Source organism: Calditrichota bacterium, from assembly GCA_013112635.1.
GTDB lineage: Bacteria > Calditrichota > Calditrichia > Calditrichales > J004 > JABFGF01.
This window is the reverse complement of record JABFGF010000001.1, coordinates 1,042,349-1,058,690: the sequence shown is the minus strand read 5'-3', so window position 1 is coordinate 1,058,690 and position 16,342 is coordinate 1,042,349. Positions and strand designations below refer to the sequence as shown.

The 16,342-nt window shown below is 31.7% G+C and carries 17 protein-coding genes; all 17 read left to right on the top strand.

The features are described 5' to 3' along the window. Positions 1-13 precede the first annotated feature (13 nt). The 17 genes from HND50_04395 (at position 14) to HND50_04315 (ending at position 16,342) form a co-directional block, all read left to right on the top strand. Positions 14-355, top strand: coding sequence for a hypothetical protein (locus HND50_04395; GenBank protein NOG44444.1), 342 nt, complete (start codon positions 14-16; stop codon positions 353-355). A 2-nt stretch (positions 356-357) separates the two neighbouring features. Next, positions 358-1,305 (top strand): NAD-dependent epimerase/dehydratase family protein, encoded by a 948-nt coding sequence (locus tag HND50_04390; protein NOG44443.1) that lies wholly within the window; start codon positions 358-360, stop codon positions 1,303-1,305. A 116-nt stretch (positions 1,306-1,421) separates the two neighbouring features. Further along, positions 1,422-1,805, top strand: a complete 384-nt coding sequence (locus HND50_04385; protein ID NOG44442.1) for a DNA-binding protein — start codon at positions 1,422-1,424, stop codon at positions 1,803-1,805. 321 nt (positions 1,806-2,126) lie between these two features. Then, positions 2,127-2,531 (top strand): four helix bundle protein, encoded by a 405-nt coding sequence (locus tag HND50_04380; protein ID NOG44441.1) that lies wholly within the window; start codon positions 2,127-2,129, stop codon positions 2,529-2,531. Then, entirely contained in the window at positions 2,473-3,891 is a 1,419-nt protein-coding gene (locus HND50_04375) for a hypothetical protein (GenBank protein ID NOG44440.1), read from the top strand. Before HND50_04380 ends, HND50_04375 begins: the two co-directional genes overlap by 59 nt. A gap of 24 nt (positions 3,892-3,915) precedes the next feature. Continuing rightward, positions 3,916-5,280 carry a flippase gene (locus HND50_04370; protein NOG44439.1) on the top strand — a complete coding sequence of 455 codons (1,365 nt, stop codon included), beginning with the start codon at positions 3,916-3,918 and terminating at the stop codon, positions 5,278-5,280. A 12-nt stretch (positions 5,281-5,292) separates the two neighbouring features. Further along, positions 5,293-6,189, top strand: coding sequence for a sulfotransferase (locus tag HND50_04365; protein NOG44438.1), 897 nt, complete (start codon positions 5,293-5,295; stop codon positions 6,187-6,189). Between the two features lie 12 nt (positions 6,190-6,201). Next, positions 6,202-6,900 carry an NTP transferase domain-containing protein gene (locus tag HND50_04360; protein ID NOG44437.1) on the top strand — a complete coding sequence of 233 codons (699 nt, stop codon included), beginning with the start codon at positions 6,202-6,204 and terminating at the stop codon, positions 6,898-6,900. 3 nt (positions 6,901-6,903) lie between these two features. Next, positions 6,904-7,890 carry an NAD-dependent epimerase/dehydratase family protein gene (locus tag HND50_04355; GenBank protein NOG44436.1) on the top strand — a complete coding sequence of 329 codons (987 nt, stop codon included), beginning with the start codon at positions 6,904-6,906 and terminating at the stop codon, positions 7,888-7,890. A gap of 22 nt (positions 7,891-7,912) precedes the next feature. Next, the gene (locus tag HND50_04350; protein ID NOG44435.1) at positions 7,913-9,049 is read left to right on the top strand and encodes a DegT/DnrJ/EryC1/StrS family aminotransferase; all 1,137 of its coding nucleotides are present in this window, start codon (positions 7,913-7,915) and stop codon (positions 9,047-9,049) included. Between the two features lie 32 nt (positions 9,050-9,081). Continuing rightward, positions 9,082-10,266 (top strand): ATP-grasp domain-containing protein, encoded by a 1,185-nt coding sequence (locus tag HND50_04345; GenBank protein NOG44434.1) that lies wholly within the window; start codon positions 9,082-9,084, stop codon positions 10,264-10,266. Next, positions 10,267-11,061, top strand: a complete 795-nt coding sequence (locus tag HND50_04340) for a hypothetical protein (GenBank protein NOG44433.1) — start codon at positions 10,267-10,269, stop codon at positions 11,059-11,061. Between the two features lie 52 nt (positions 11,062-11,113). Next, positions 11,114-12,346: a hypothetical protein gene (locus HND50_04335; GenBank protein ID NOG44432.1), complete on the top strand. Its 1,233-nt coding sequence runs from the start codon at positions 11,114-11,116 to the stop codon at positions 12,344-12,346. Positions 12,347-12,402: 56 nt separating this feature from the next. Further along, positions 12,403-13,137, top strand: coding sequence for a class I SAM-dependent methyltransferase (locus tag HND50_04330; GenBank protein NOG44431.1), 735 nt, complete (start codon positions 12,403-12,405; stop codon positions 13,135-13,137). 1 nt (position 13,138) lies between these two features. Beyond that, the gene (locus HND50_04325) at positions 13,139-14,308 is read left to right on the top strand and encodes a glycosyltransferase family 9 protein (protein ID NOG44430.1); all 1,170 of its coding nucleotides are present in this window, start codon (positions 13,139-13,141) and stop codon (positions 14,306-14,308) included. Positions 14,309-14,329: 21 nt separating this feature from the next. Then, a complete protein-coding gene (locus tag HND50_04320; GenBank protein ID NOG44429.1) occupies positions 14,330-15,571 on the top strand; it encodes an O-antigen ligase family protein in 1,242 nt (413 codons plus the stop codon). A gap of 3 nt (positions 15,572-15,574) precedes the next feature. Then, on the top strand, positions 15,575-16,342 hold the full coding sequence (locus HND50_04315) for a glycosyltransferase (protein ID NOG44428.1): 768 nt from the start codon (positions 15,575-15,577) through the stop codon (positions 16,340-16,342).

The window sequence follows — 16,342 nt, the reverse complement described above, 5'->3', positions numbered from 1 at the left end:
TTATGAGAAATAAATGCCTATCTTAAAACACCATAAAAATTTATCTTTTAAAAAATGGTTTGCCTATCCCAAAGGCCAACAACTGCTAATGATTGCAAACGAGTTAAACCGGGCCAAAAATTGGATTATAAAAAATAACATTGAAAATGTTAACCTTTGTTATGAACGCGCTTTTGAGTTAACAGATATCACAATTAGTGATAATAAATGGGTAGGTAAACGAAAAGAACTGTTACGTTTTGGTGAGTATTTAGCGGAACAATATACAAAGCCCCAAAAAAGTCTTGATATCAATTCCCAACTGTACCGGGGTTTAATAGCCCTTTCACCTGAATCTTATAACATGTTGAATTAATTATGAATATACTTGTAACCGGTGGTGCCGGATTTATTGGCTCAAATCTTGTTGATAAGTTGTTAGACTTAGGACACCGGGTTTCTGTGATAGATAGTTTCAGTCCTTTTTATGATATCTCGATTAAAAGAAAAAATCTTGAGAGTGCACTAAAGGACGAGAACTTTTCACTCTATGAAATTGATGTTCGCGATAGTGAAAATATAACTGAAATATTTGAATTAAATGTATTCGATGTTGTTATTCATTTGGCATCAAAAGCCGGTGTTCGACCATCTATCCGCTTGCCAAGGGCATATTTTGATGTAAATGTAAATGGTACTCTAAACATATTGGAAGAATGTCGCAGGCATAACATATCAAAAGTTGTTTATGCATCTTCTTCATCTGTGTATGGGAATAACAAAAATGTACCTTTCAAAGAAACAGATACGGTTGATTTCCCTATATCGCCTTATGCTGCTTCAAAAAAAGCAGGAGAATTAATTTGCCATAATTATCATCATTTGTATGGTATTAATATTTTTGCTTTACGTTTCTTTACGGTATATGGCCGAAGAAACAGGCCGGATATGGGTATGTATAAATTTTGTAAGGCAATTGATGAGGGCAAGAAGATTCAGCTTTATGGAAATGGTGAACCCAGACGCGACTTTACACATGTGGACGATATAATTGATGGAATTATTAAATCTATTCAACATGTAAATGGATTTGAGATACTAAATTTAGGTGAATCTAAAACAATTTCTGTAAATGAACTAATAACTCTTTTTGAACAAAAACTTGGAAAAAAAGCTATAACCGAGAAAATTGGGATGCAGCCTGGTGATGTGATGGAAACTTATGCTGATATTTCCAAGGCAAAAAACCTTATTGGATATGATCCTAAAACAACGGTTGAAGCTGGTGTTGATAAACTTGTTGACTGGTATTTAAAAGAAAAATGAACTAACAGATAAACTGACCATTTACTGTGCACCTGCCTAACGGCCAATAAAGTGAATGCCCCACGCTGCGATTATGGGTTGTGTAACTTTTAACCAATCCCATAGGAGGAAGTACCATGGCAGTTAAGTATAATGTTGTTCAGCGTGTTAACCCCAGAGATACAACAGCAGAACGTAAGTTTTATGCGGTTGCACAAAATAATGGCGAGATTAGTTTACGGGAGCTGGCCGACCGCATTTCTGATATATCCACAGTAAGCAGTATCGATACCCTGGCTGTATTGGAATCATTAATAAAAGTTATCCCGTCAGAATTGCTTAATGGACGTATTGTCCGTTTAGGCGAGTTTGGAACATTTCGGTTAACCCTGGCCAGTGAAGGGGCAGATACACAGGAGGATTTTAATAAGAGTTTGATAAAGAATGTACGTTTAAAATTCCGTGCCGGTAAGCTTATTGCCAATAGTTTAAAAATGGCTGATTACTTTAAACAAAATTAAGCACATCACTTTTATAAATTCTCTTCATATTTTCCACAAAAGATGAGCTTGATTTTAAATTTTAAGCTCATCTTATTTTACCCCTCCTTTTTTTTGAATACATCAAAGACAAATGATTTATGACAAATGATCACGCCGGTAGGCGGACAGGCAAAAGAACAAGAAACAGAAAGCTGAAAGCAGGAAAGACAATTGACACAAGTGAGATTTAGGACTCAGTGAGTTTTGGAAAGCAGAACACAAAAAATAACAAAAGAACGAGGGCAGAAAGCAGTAAAACGGGGAAACAAAAAGCATGGAAACAAAAGAGCGGGAAATTTAGTGGAAAAAGACACAGGTAAAAATCATCATTTTCGCGATTTGAAATGTTGGCAAAAAGGGCGTGAATTAAAAATTAAGCTTTACCAAATTGCAAAATCTTTACCTGAAAACGAAAAATATGGACTCGTTTCACAAATTCGAAGAGCGGCTGTTTCAATAACAGCAAATATTGCTGAAGGATATGGTAGGTTTCATTATAAAGAAAATATTCAATATTGTCGACAAAGCAGAGCATCCGTGTATGAATGTGAAGATCATTTAATAACATGTTTTGATGAAAATTATATTGATCAACAAAGTTATGACGAAGCAATAAGTTTAATGATTGAAACAAGGAAGGTGACAGATGGTTACATTAGATACCTTGAAAAGCAACTTCATAAAAGCGATAAACGAAAAAAATAATATGGGAAGTAGATTTTCACTTAGACTGTTTTTACTGCTTTCCATTAAGCTTTTACTGATTTCTGCTTTCATATTATCATGTAGCGAAAGTGTTTCTAATAATGAGGTAACCTTCTCCGGAACAGTAACCCTGGAAGGCGAGACAGATTTTAGTGGTGTTACAGTTTCTTTATATGAGCCGGTTGAGCTTGATACAGCCCTTGTGCGTATAAATGAGCAATATCCAAATATTGGTGTGCAGATTTCCCAGGAAACAGAATTTGATCATCGTGCTGTTGATAGCTTTGATAATCCGCTTGAAGCGGTTGCCACTACTACAACATCTGCAGATGGAAGCTGGCAAATTAAAGTTGAAGAGGGTGTTTATAACGTGGTTGTAGAAAAAGAGGGCTTTGGTTGGAAGTATGAGTATGAAGCTGAATATAGTAAAGACCTTTCTAGCGTTCTAAAACCTGAGATAGTTTTAAGCGGGGAATATTTTAACAGTTTGCAGATTGCAGCATATAGTTTTGTACTAATTGAGTCAAAAACGATATTTAATTTTGGCACAATATTGCAGGTTGAAAAAGGAAGTATAATTAGATTTGATGAGGATTGTAAGATTGAAATAAAAGGGGAGATTTTATTAAATGGGACTTCTGATGAACCAATACATTTCATTTCAAAAATGGCTGAAAACTATGGTGAGCTCTCATTAAAACAAACCACCTCATTTATGGTGAATAACACAATTTTTAGAGATACTGAATTTGGGATATTTTTTAGTACTGTTTCTAATGGGAGTATTGAGAAAGTATATTTCAGGGGTAATAAATTTGGTATAGGTGGATTCAATAGTTCAAATATAGATATTAAAAATTGTGCCTTTATTGAATGCGAAGATGGTGTTAATTTAGATAAAAGTTCTTTCTCAATTCAGAAAAATATTTTTTACCATAATTCAAATGGTATTCTTTCTCAAGAGAACTCAAATACAACAATTAAGAACAATCTTTTTGAAAAATCACAAATATATGGTGTTAGTTTTAATTTTGGACGTTCACCTGGGAGTTACACTCATCTTTTAAATCACACGATTACTTTTAATGATTTTGCTGGAAACAATGAGCATCTTTATGTAGGAAGAATAGCCAAATGTATTACAAACAACAATAATTTCTATACAATAGCTGGTAATTATGTTGTTACAGATGGTATATCATATGTAGATACACTGGATTTTAAGAATAACTACTGGTCTACAATTGATGGCGGGATATTAGAACAGAAAATTATTGATAAGAATGATAGAATTGGATCATTTAATGAGGGCCCAATTGTTAATTATACAGAATTTAGTGCAAATCCAATTGTTTGGTAGAGAGTTATGAGGTTATTTCACTAATTGAGTTTTCTTTTAAAAATACAAAATAAAATAGCAACAAAATTTTCATTACTGGATGTTGATTTTCGTGAAATTGCGAAAAGTGCAAGCTCAACCTTCATACTAAAAAACATTGCTTTAATATTTAGTTATATATTTAACCTGATACTTGCATGGCTATACGGTGCGGATGTTATTGGGATTTATTCATTAATGTTATCGGTTTATAGCATTTTTTCTTTATTTGGTTCATTTGGTTCACAAACTTCGGTTGTTAGATATATAGCTGAATATGCTGGAAAACAAGATTGGAATTCTATTAATAAATTTTTTACAAAAATCACAAAATTAATATTAAGCTTGTCCTTATTAATGTCAATTATGTTTTATTTGTCCAGTGAATTTATTTCAATTGCCATTTTTAATGAACCACGGCTTGTTCCTGCATTGAAAATGACCGCATTTTTATTACCGGTAGGTTCATTCTTCGTTATTTGTACTTCCGCTCTTCGGGGTATAAAAAGTATTTTGCCTTCAATCACTCTACAAACAGTTTTGCCTTTAACCAATATTATAATATTGCTAATATTGTCTTTTACTATTTCAAAATCTTATTTAAATCCGATTTATATGCACGTAATTACGACAATAATCCTTTCAGTACTTGGCTATATTACCTGGCTAAAATATAAAAAAAGATTTATTAATGAAGATACGGTGCCAAGTAAGAATATTATTTCATATAAAGAGATCATTAACGTTTCAACGCCTATGATTGTTACAGCTGGAATGTTTTTTATTATGGGCTGGACAGACACATTTATGCTTGGAATTTATTCATCAACTAAAGAGATTGGTATCTACCGAATTGCTTTAAAAATTTCAATTTTTATAAGCTTTGCACTGGGTGCAGTTAATGCCATTGCAGGCCCGAAATTTTCTGAATTATTTTGGAGTGGACAAAACGAAAGACTTAAAGATGTTGTTAATCAATCAGCAAAGCTAATTTTTTGGGTTACATTGCCAATATTTATTTTCCTTTTAGTTTTTTCATTTCCGATTTTGAATTTTTTTGGTCCTGAATTTATTAAAGGTCAAAATGTTTTAATTATTTTAGGTATTGGACAATTGTTTAATGCTTTATTTGGATCAGTTGGTCTACTAATGGATATGTCAGGAAATCAAGCCCACTTCCGTAATGCAATGATTATTGGTGCGATTGTGAATGTCCTTCTTAATTATTTGCTAATACCCACGTATGGAATATTGGGTGCCGCGATAGGTACAGGCCTTAGTACTATAATTTGGAATTTGATTGCTGCAATTAAAGCATACAATATTTTCGGATATTGGATTGGCTATAATCCCCAATTCTCAAAACTTTAGGTAAAAACACACATGTTACCAAATTTTCTAGTTATAGGGGCGGCCAAAGCCGGAACTACCTCATTGTATAACTATCTTAAACAACACCCGGATATTTATCTTAGCCCTGAAAAGGAACCAGATTTTTTTTCATTTTATAATAGAACCCCTTTTTTTAAGGGGCCGCATGACAAAGCTATTAATGATCATATTATAAATAAACTGGAAGATTACCAGGAATTATTCAAAGGCGCTCAAAACAAAAAAGCGATAGGGGAATGTTCAAATTCTTATTTATATTTTTATGAAAGAACAATTCCGACAATAACGGAATTTATTCCAAACTGTAAAATAATTGCTGTATTAAGAAATCCGATAGATCGGGCGTTTTCTCAATATACACAATCAGTTATGATTGGTATTGAAGACCAGCAGTTTACTAAATCGCTCGAACTTGAAAAAAAACGATTAGAATTAGGGTGGCGTTGGCATTATGATTATTCAGGTCAAAGTAAATATTTTGAACAAATTAAAGCATACATTGAAGCTTTTTCAAAAAATAACGTAAAAATATATTTTTTTGAAGATTTAATTAATAAACCTTTAGATGTTTTGTACGATATTTTTAAATTCCTTGAGGTTGATCCAAATTTCACTCCTGATGTTTCGAAAAAATTTAACAAAAGTGGTATTGTCAGATCAAAAACAATTCAAAAATTTGTATTAACAGATAATATCATAAAAAGATTAACACGCAGTATTACGCCCTCCAAACTACGAGCCTTTATTAATGAATATATTATGAATAAAAATATTAAAAAGTACTCAATGCCAATCGAAATTAGATATGACATTAAACGACATTTTGAAAAAGATATTAGTCAACTCCAAAGTTTAGTAGATAAAGATTTAGAATCTTGGTTTAAATAACTATAGGATATTATGAAAGCAGTAATTTTAGCAGGCGGTTTAGGTACTCGGCTTAAACCTTTTACCCAGGTAATCCCAAAGCCCTTATTGCCAATCGGTGAAAAATCAATATTAGAAATTCAAATAGAAAAGTTAAAGCAGCATGGTTTTGATGAAATATTTTTAGCTACAAACTATAAATCGGAGTATATAGAAAACTTTTTTGGTAATGGTGAAAAATATGGTGTCAAGCTTCAAATTAGCAAAGAAGAAAAGCCATTAGGTACAGTTGGTCCTGTTACTTTGTTAAAAGAGCAGTTAAACGAACCCTTCGTTGTGATGAATGGTGATATACTAAGCCAGATTAACTTTGCAGATTTTTATAAATTTGCAATGGAGAAAAAATCTGCTCTTACTATTACAATTAAAAAAGAGATACTTCCTTTCGCCTTTGGTAATGTGTTTTTTGAAGACGATTTGGTTACGGGTGTGGAAGAAAAACCAGATTTAATCACTTATGTTTTGGCTGGGATTTATGTTATGACTCCAGATATATTTAAATATATCCCCGATGATACATATTTTGGAATGGATACACTTATCAAAAATATGTTGGACAAAAACCTTCCGGTTGTAAAATATGACCTTAAAGAATATTGGCTGGATATTGGAAGACCAAGTGACTATGAAAAGGCACGAACTGACTTTGACAATGTATTTAAAGGTGAATAGAAAATGAAAAAAGTGTTAATTACAGGTGCAGATGGTTTTATCGGCAGCCATTTAACAGAATTTTTACTCGAGCAAGGATATGATATCCGGGCTTTTGTTTTCTATAACTCATTTAATAGTTGGGGATGGCTTGATTCAATCCCACAAGAAAAACTGAAACAAATAGACATTTTTGCCGGAGATATTCGTGATCCAAATGGTGTTCGTAAAGCTCTTGAAGGAATTGATACTGTTTTCCATTTAGCTGCTCTAATCGCAATTCCTTTTAGTTATCACTCACCGGATTCTTACGTTGATACAAATGTAAAAGGGACTTTAAATGTCCTTAATGCTTCCAGAGACCTGGGAATTGAAAAGTTGCTTGTAACTTCCACATCGGAAGTTTATGGAACGGCACAATATGTACCAATAGATGAATTACATCCAAAACAAGGTCAATCTCCATATTCAGCAACAAAAATATCAGCCGATTACCTAGCAGAGTCTTTTTACAGAAGTTTTGAATTACCTGTTGTTACCGTAAGGCCATTTAACACTTATGGACCAAGACAATCAGCCAGGGCAGTAATCCCGACAATTATTTCTCAACTTTTAAACGGGAAAAAAGAAATTGAACTGGGAGATATAACGCCTACGCGAGATCTTTTATATGTTGCTGATACAGCAAATGGATTTTATGAGATAGCCAAAAGAAAAGACTTATTTGGGGAGCAGATTAACATTGCTACAAATTCTGAAATTTCCATTGGAGATTTGGCACAAAAAATTATTGATCAAATTAATCCGGAAGCACAAATAGTAAGTGACGAGCAACGGTTAAGACCGGAAAAAAGTGAAGTTAGACGATTGTTTGGAGCAAATAGAAAGCTGGTGGAAAAGACTGATTGGAAACAAATGGTTTCTCTCGATGAAGGTTTGCAAAGGACAATCGAGTGGTTTTCTGATAAAAACAATCTGGCCGGATACAAATCTGATATTTATAACATTTAATAATTATGGTTAACTGAAAAATATGTCCTATCAAATCCCATTATTTGATCTAAACTTTGATACAGAAGAAGAAAAAGCTGTTCTGGAAACAATCCGTTCCAAATGGATATCTACCGGACCCAAAACAGCAGAGTTTGAAAAAACTTTTGCTGAAATGCTGCATGCAAAACATGCTTTAGCACTTTCTAATTGTACTGTTACTTTACATATGGCATTAAAGGTTTTGGGTATAGGGCCGGATGATGAAGTGCTTTGTCCTTCACTTACTTTTGTTGCCACGGTTAATGCGATCCGCTATGTAAATGCAGTACCAGTTTTTTGTGATGTTACAAGCATGGCTGACTTAACAATTGATCCCAAAGAAATAGAAAAACACATAACAGATAAAACTAAGGCAATTATTGTAATGCATTATGGTGGATTCTCATGTGAAATGGATACAATTATGGCTATTGCAAAAAAACACAACCTTAAAGTTATTGAGGATGCAAGCCATAGCCCATTATCGGAATATAAAGGTAATAAGCTTGGGACAATTGGAGATATTGGCTGTTTTAGTTTTTTTTCCAATAAAAACATTTCTACCGGTGAAGGTGGAATGTTGATTACAAATAATGAAGATTTTTTTAACAGGGCAAAACTTCTGCGCTCACACGGGATGACTTCTCTTTCTTATGAAAGGGCAAAAGGCCATAGCACATCGTATGATGTAGTTGATTTGGGCTTTAATTACAGAATGGATGATATTCGGGCTTCAATAGGGATATCACAGTTAAAAAAAATTAGATCAGACCTTGAAAAAAGAGAAGCATTGCGAAAACTTTATATTGAGGAGCTGGCTGATTTGGAGGGAATTGAAATCCCCTTTAAAAACCATTCAGATTTTACATCCAATTATATATTCCCGATTGTTTTAAAGAACTCTACATTTGAAAAACGGGATTCTATTAGAGACCAACTTAAAGAAAAAGGAATTCAAACAAGCGTTCATTATCCGGCAGTACATCATTTCTCTATATATAAAGATGACGCATGTTCATTGCCCAAAACGGACTATATAACTGATAATGAAATAACACTGCCAATGTATGGGAAATTGTTACCTGAAGAGATTGAATATATCATCAAATTAATAAAAAACATCTTGTCAAGTAGCTAAATAATAAATATTTCTAAAAAGGTAAAAAATAATTGAATGTTTTGATATTTGGCGGTGGCGATTTGCAGGTTTCTCTTATAAATAAGGCAGTTAAATTGGGATACAAAACAATTGTAATTGATCCAGATGAAAATGCTGTTGGGAAAGAGCTTGCAACACACTTTTATACAATTCCAGGTAACGATTTTGAAAGCACTGTTAAAATATGTAAAAAACACTGTGTGAATGGAATTGTCACAGCTGCAACGGATAAACCATTAATTATGATGGCAAGAATTGCTGCTGAGTTTGGATTTAAATTCCCAACAGTAAAAAGTATAAATAATACAATAAAGAAAAATATTCTAAAAGATATTTTACAAAAGAATCGTATTCCTTCTGCCAAGTTTGTTAAGTGGTTCAAGAAAGATGGAGTTGATTTTGAGCTATTGAAGTACCCATTAGTTTTAAAGCCAACAGACAATTCTGGCAGTAGGGGAATTATTTTTGTTGAAGATAAACAATCATTATTAAAGAATATTGAAAATACTTTTTCCGAGACCAAAGAGGACTTCATATTAATTGAAGAATACCAATATGGAGAAGAAATTAGTGTTGAAGGAATAGTATACAATAAAACTTTTCATTTAATACAAATTACTGACAAAACCATAACTCCCCCACCAAATACTGTAGAACTTGCACATATTCAACCTTCAAAGTATTGTTATTTAAGTAAAAAAATATCTTCTTTACTCACTACAACAACAATCAGGTTGGGATTGGATAATTGTCCTATTCATGCTGAAATAAAAGTTTTGAATGATGAACTATCAATTATTGAAATCGGACCACGGTTGGGTGGTGACTATATTACATCACATTTGGTACCCATGTCTACTGGGGTTGACATCGAGACAGAGTATTTAAAATTGGTAATGGGTTCAACCCCATATTTTACTCCAGTTCTAAATAAGGCAGCCGGTATTAGATATTTAGAATTTCCTGTGGGGAATGTTATTGATTCCTTCGATTTTGATAAAATTAAGTGTAATAAAAATATCGTACTTTTTGAGTATAAAATTGGTGTTGGAATGAAAATACCGAAAATCACTAATAGTTTAAACAGGTATGGATTTTATATACTTGAAAGTAATAATAGAACTAAACTTATGAATTTGATTAATAAAATGCATAATCAGATCAACAAAAAAGTTGTATATAGAGACCGGAATTAAATGCAAAAAATTGTATTGTTTGGTAGTACTGGGCTTGGGAACAGTGTATTATCTAGCCTGGCCAAAATACATGATGTAAACCTTGAGTTGGTAATTACTAATAAATACAAAGGTAAATATCCTTACTACCGTGAAATCGAGCTATTTAGGTATTGTCATAAGAGAAAAATCAATTATATAACAGATGTAGATGTTAATGAAAAAATTATAGTAAATAAACTAAAAGCAATAAAGCCTGATTTAATAATAGTATCTTCTTTTAATCAAATATTGAGAGAAAACTTTTTAAGCTCTTTTCCAGTAATTATTAATTTTCATCCTTCATTATTACCGAAATATAGGGGAGCATCACCATTTCATGGTGCTATACTAAATGGAGAAAAAGAAACAGGGATAACTGTCCACCATATAAACAGTGGAATTGACACCGGAAATATCATTATTCAAAAATCTTTTAAGATTGATAAATATGAAATGATAAACACGCTGATTAAAAGAAGCCATAAAGTTGCAAGCCAATTAGCATTTGAAGTGATTTCCAAAAAGTTGTACAAAACTCCAGGAATTAAACATAAGGAGAAAGGTACCTATTATAATCGTCCAATTAATATGAATCAGATTAAAACTGGAGATGATTTTTGTATCACTATTAATAAAATAAGGGCATTTGGATATTTCCCTGGTATATTATTAGAAAACAAACTTATTAAAGTCAGAAAAATTAGCGTTTTGGGCACGGAAATTTTACTGACTGATATTAAAAGGAAAAAATACATAATTAAAACGGAAAGTTAATTATTTCATTATTCAAGTCTAATTGAGGCAAAGTAATGAAAAAGAATATATTATGAATAATATTCAAAAAATATTTTTTTTCCAAAAAATACCGACTATTTTGAAGAATTTCTATACAAAGTTTGCAGTTAGATCTAAAGTTTCTAATTCAATAATTGAAAATATTGATTACTTCAAAAGTGATAAACCTAAAAAACGTAACGCTTTAGTTGCTCTGTCGCCAAATGCATGGATAACAGCTGTAAAGCAATATCCAAATATAAAATATTTTAACTTTACTGGATTGATGTATGAAATGGTAAAAGGGCTTAATGAAGAAGGTTATACCGTAGATATTGTTGATTCAAATACTGAAAATAAAAACAATAAAAACTATTCTTTATTTATAGGTCATGGTGGAAAATGTAAAACTATAATTGACAACCTGCCATCAGAAACAAAAATTATACAATATATATCAGGGGCATTTTGGAAAATTTTCTATAAAGAATCTGAAGAACGTTATAATTCCTTTATAAAGAGAAGAAATATAAAAGAAAAACTCAATCTTAAAAGAAATATGGATCTTACAATAGGTGGGGAAGAATATTTAACAAAAAAAGCACATGTTCTGATCAATCCAAATTGTCCAAAAGTAGTAGATAGTTTTGGTGAATATAAAAATAAGTTTTTTTACCCAGCAACTGGTTTTGCTTCCTATGTAGAAAAATCACTTTTAATACCAATAGAAGAGAAAGCATTTGATATTGGTAATAAAAGTTTTATTTATGTTGGTGGAACTGGTGGCAATATACAAAAAGGAATGGATGTCCTTATCGAAGCTTTTGCAAAAAATCTTGATTTGCACCTTTATATTTATTGTAAAGTAGAAGATGAGATTCTAAAATCATACGCAAATGAACTCCGATTGCCAAATATACACTATATTTTCCATTGGCAACGAAAGCCACTTCAAAAAAAACTAAAACAGCTAATAAGAAGGACAAATTTCACTATTCATGCACCGATAAATACTGGAATTGGTACTGCTTTTTTGGGAAGTATGGGTTTAGGATTGATCCCAGTGGGATATATAGACTTAATTGCACCTAAAGAAAGCTGCGTTTTATCAGATTCATGGGATAGCGAAAGTTTGAGTGAAACAATACGTGAAGCTTCACAAAAAAGTACAAAATGGTGTAAGAATGCATATATTCTTACTTTAAAAAATATTAATGAAAACTGGAGTGTAGAGAACTTCCGGAAAAGATTCAGAGAATTAATTAAAAATATGGACGATTTATAATATTGAAGTGCAAGCTTTGTTCTCAGGAATTAAAACAATTTGATAAAGCGACAATCATGAATAAATATGAAATAGCATATTTGTTTTGTGAAAGTTGCAGTTTTATCCAAACAGAGGATCCATATTGGCTAAAAGAATCCTATGAATCAGCCATAAATGATTCTGATACCGGCATAATGAACAGAAATATTTATTTATCAAAAATTACTGCCTCATTAATCTCGTTTTTCTTTAATAAACATGGTGTTTTCCTGGATTATGCCGGGGGATATGGTGTTTTTACTAGATTAATGAGAGATATGGGTTTTGATTTTTATTGGTCTGATCCCTATTGTCAAAACCTTTTAGCCTTAGGTTTTGAAGATGAACCAACAATTACTAAATATGACTTACTTACTTCATTTGAAACTTTTGAACATTTGACAGATCCATTAACAGAGATTCAACAGATGTTTGAAAAGACAGAGACTGTTCTTTTTTCGACAGAAACATTTATTAAGTCACCACCAAAACTAAAAGAGTGGTGGTATTATGGGCTTGATCATGGTCAACATATAAGTATCTATAGTGTACAAAGCCTGGCAAAGATAGCAAATAAAATAAATTGTAGTTATTACACAAATGGTAAAAACATTCACTTGTTTAGTAAACAGCGACTAAATCCATTTTATTTTAAATTAGCGTGTAAGTTGGCAAATAAGGGTATTTATAAACTTGGCTTAAAAGGACTAAAAAACCGGGCTTTTGACGATATGCTTTTAATAAGAAAAAACAAGATAGAAAATATATAGCATGGCATTAAAATCAATATTGGTTTCGATTCGGGATCTTCTACTTTATTTTTCTGATTCAGTATTTAAATTATTTTCCACCAAAAGTCTAAAAGAGTCTAATCAAATTGCAATAGTTAGGATGGATGCTATTGGTGACTTTTTACTTTGGCATGGTTTTGCATCTGCAATAAGAAAACACTATAGTGAGTCAAGAATCACTTTTATTTGTAACAAAGTAGTTTATGATCTTGTAAAAACTTTTCCCTATTTTGATACTATTATCCCGATTAATGTTAAAGATTTTCGCAATAAACTTAAATACAGGTATTCGGTTTTAAAGTCTTTACAAAACAATCAATTTGAAATTTTACTGAATCCGCTTTATAATCGCCGTGAAAATTTTATTGATGCTGAGTCCGTTGTACGTTTATTAAAAGCAAAAAGTAAAATTGGATATAATGGAGAAAGACCTCAATCTCATTATAAATTTATTAGCGATAAGTGGTATTCTCAATTAATCGATTCGGATAATAAACAATTAATGGAACTGGAAAGGAATTCAGAGTTCAACGCGGCTATAGGGATTCCAGACATAAAACCTGACCAATTACTAATACCTATCCAATTAATCCCTGATTATAAAATAGAAAGTGATAATTATTATATACTTTTCCCAGGCGCTGGTTCTACTATTCGGCAATGGCCGGTTGATAAGTTCGCTCAAATAGCAACTGAAATATATCTAAAATATAAGCTCACAGTTGTAATTTGCGGAGGGCCGGGTGATAAAGATTTAGCAAAGCATTTAACAAATCAATTAGACGTGCCGTTTATTGATAAGACGGGTCAAACATCTTTACCTGAATTTATGGGAATAATTAAAAAAAGCCGTTTTTTAATTGGCAATGAAACAAGTGCCGTTCATATGGCAGCATTGCTAAAAGTCCCTTCAGTTTGTCTGTTAGGTGGTGGGCATTATAAGCGTTTTATACCTTTTGTTTGGCAAGGGAAAGAACTTAACTTTTCTCCTCATCCTGTTATCCACAAAATGGATTGTTTTAATTGCAACTGGAAGTGTATTTATAACTTACAAAATAATCCTGTTGCCCCATGTATTTCCAAAATTGCTTCTGAATTGGTATTAAAAAGTATCTCTGAATTTTACATAAACCCAAATAATGAAAAGTAATTAAAAAAATATTAATTAATTATGTATATATCTGGCCATCCTGCTCTACTTTATTTACTTATAGTATATTCTATAATATTTTTATTTAAAACCAAAAGTAAGAATGAATTTCTTATTATACTTACTATTTTTATTTTTTTTATAGAAAAGAACTCTTGGGAAAATGGAATAGTTTCTTTAACAGTTTCACCAATACGTACGCAACCCAGTGATATCGCATTATTGATTCTTGTCTTTTATATTATTAAAAGCCGTTTTAATAATGTCCGAGTTTTACCGTTAGCATTTAATAGTAAAATTATTTCTATATTTATACTTTTTATTTTCTTATTTACCTATATAGGATATTTCCAATTTGGATATGCGGCTATCGCTGAATTTAGATCGATTTATTTTTTTATAATTTTTTTAATGTTCTTATCTAGCAATATTCATAAAGATGAAATCCCCAATTTGATAAAGACGATTAGTTCCTATCTTATTCCTATTATCTTATTGGCACCTATTAATTTATTACTAACTTTGGATTTTAATTTTAGTATTGCAAATCGACAATTTGGAGCGCTTATGTATGAATCCATTGTCTTAGGTTTCATCGCGGGATATTTGTATTATTTGTATGTGGATAAAGAATATAAAATTGTCCACAAGTTTTTACCTGTTTTAATTATAATGATCCCTTATACAAGCCACCGGACCACATGGGCCTTAGTTTTTGCAATTTTGCCAATTTTATTCTTTTGGCAGCGCAATACAAAGTATTTCCTAACATTATTAATTATTGGTATAGTTTCATCCATTTTTATTCAAGTGGATACGCTTTTTTTTGAAGAACGTTTAACCGCATTCACAGACTTTAATACTGATGCTTCTGGTTCATGGAGATTACTAATATGGAACGCAGTTATTGATGAGGCAACACTTTTGGGAAAAGGGATAGGCGCCCGATTTATTGTTTATGCTCCGGTTATTGGCTTTAAGGCAATGGCAGGAGCACATAATGGATTTATACAGACACTATATTATCTTGGTTATGTTGGTATGTTTTCTTTGGTCGGGCTAATTGTGTTTTTTTTAGTTTCTTCATTTAAGAAGTATAGAGCCGTTGGAAATGAAAACACTAATAAATTAATTCATCGCTTATCTTTTCTTGCGACTATAGGTTTAATTATGTATATGATGGGTTATGGAGCGGATGTTATTTCTTGGATTTTTATTTCTTTTTCACTTTTATTACCTAAAAAAACTAAAATTATTATTTAGACAATGAAAAAAATTTCTATTATTACACCCGCATTTAATTCTGCAAAATTTATAGAAGACGCCATTCAATCTGTTTTAGATCAAAAATATAGTAATTTTGAACATATCATTATCGATGGTGGCTCAACAGATGGCACATTAGAAATATTAAAAAAGTATCCTCACCTGGTCTGGGTTTCAGAAAAAGATGAAGGCCAAAGTGATGCTATTAATAAAGGTTTTGCAAAAGCAACAGGGGATTTCTTTGGTTGGCTAAATAGTGATGATGTTTATGAAAAAGGTGTTTTTGATAAAGTTTTAAATGAATTGAGTAATGAACAGTATGATGCGGTTTATGCCAATTACTACTTTGCTGATGAGAATCTTAATATTACAAAGGAACAGAAATCGCATAAACCTATAAAATGGTTATCTCTTTTTCACTGTTATATTCCATCCACGACATTCTTTTTTAAACGCAAAATATGGGATTCCGGAATACATATAGATAAAGATTTCCATATTGTTATGGACAAAGACTTTTTTGCGCATATCCTCTATAAGGATTACAAGGTTAAATATTTAAATGAATATTTTGCGAAATTCAGATGGCATGATGATAATAAGTCTTTAGATAGTAATGAGGTGAAGAAAATTCGTTATGAGGAAGGCTTAATTATTTTTAAAAGATACATACCCTATTTTGTTTTAAAAAAAATGATTTCATTTAGTACATATAAATATATTTTAAATTTTCTCCGCGTATATCGTAGGTTACTAAAGTCAAAATAA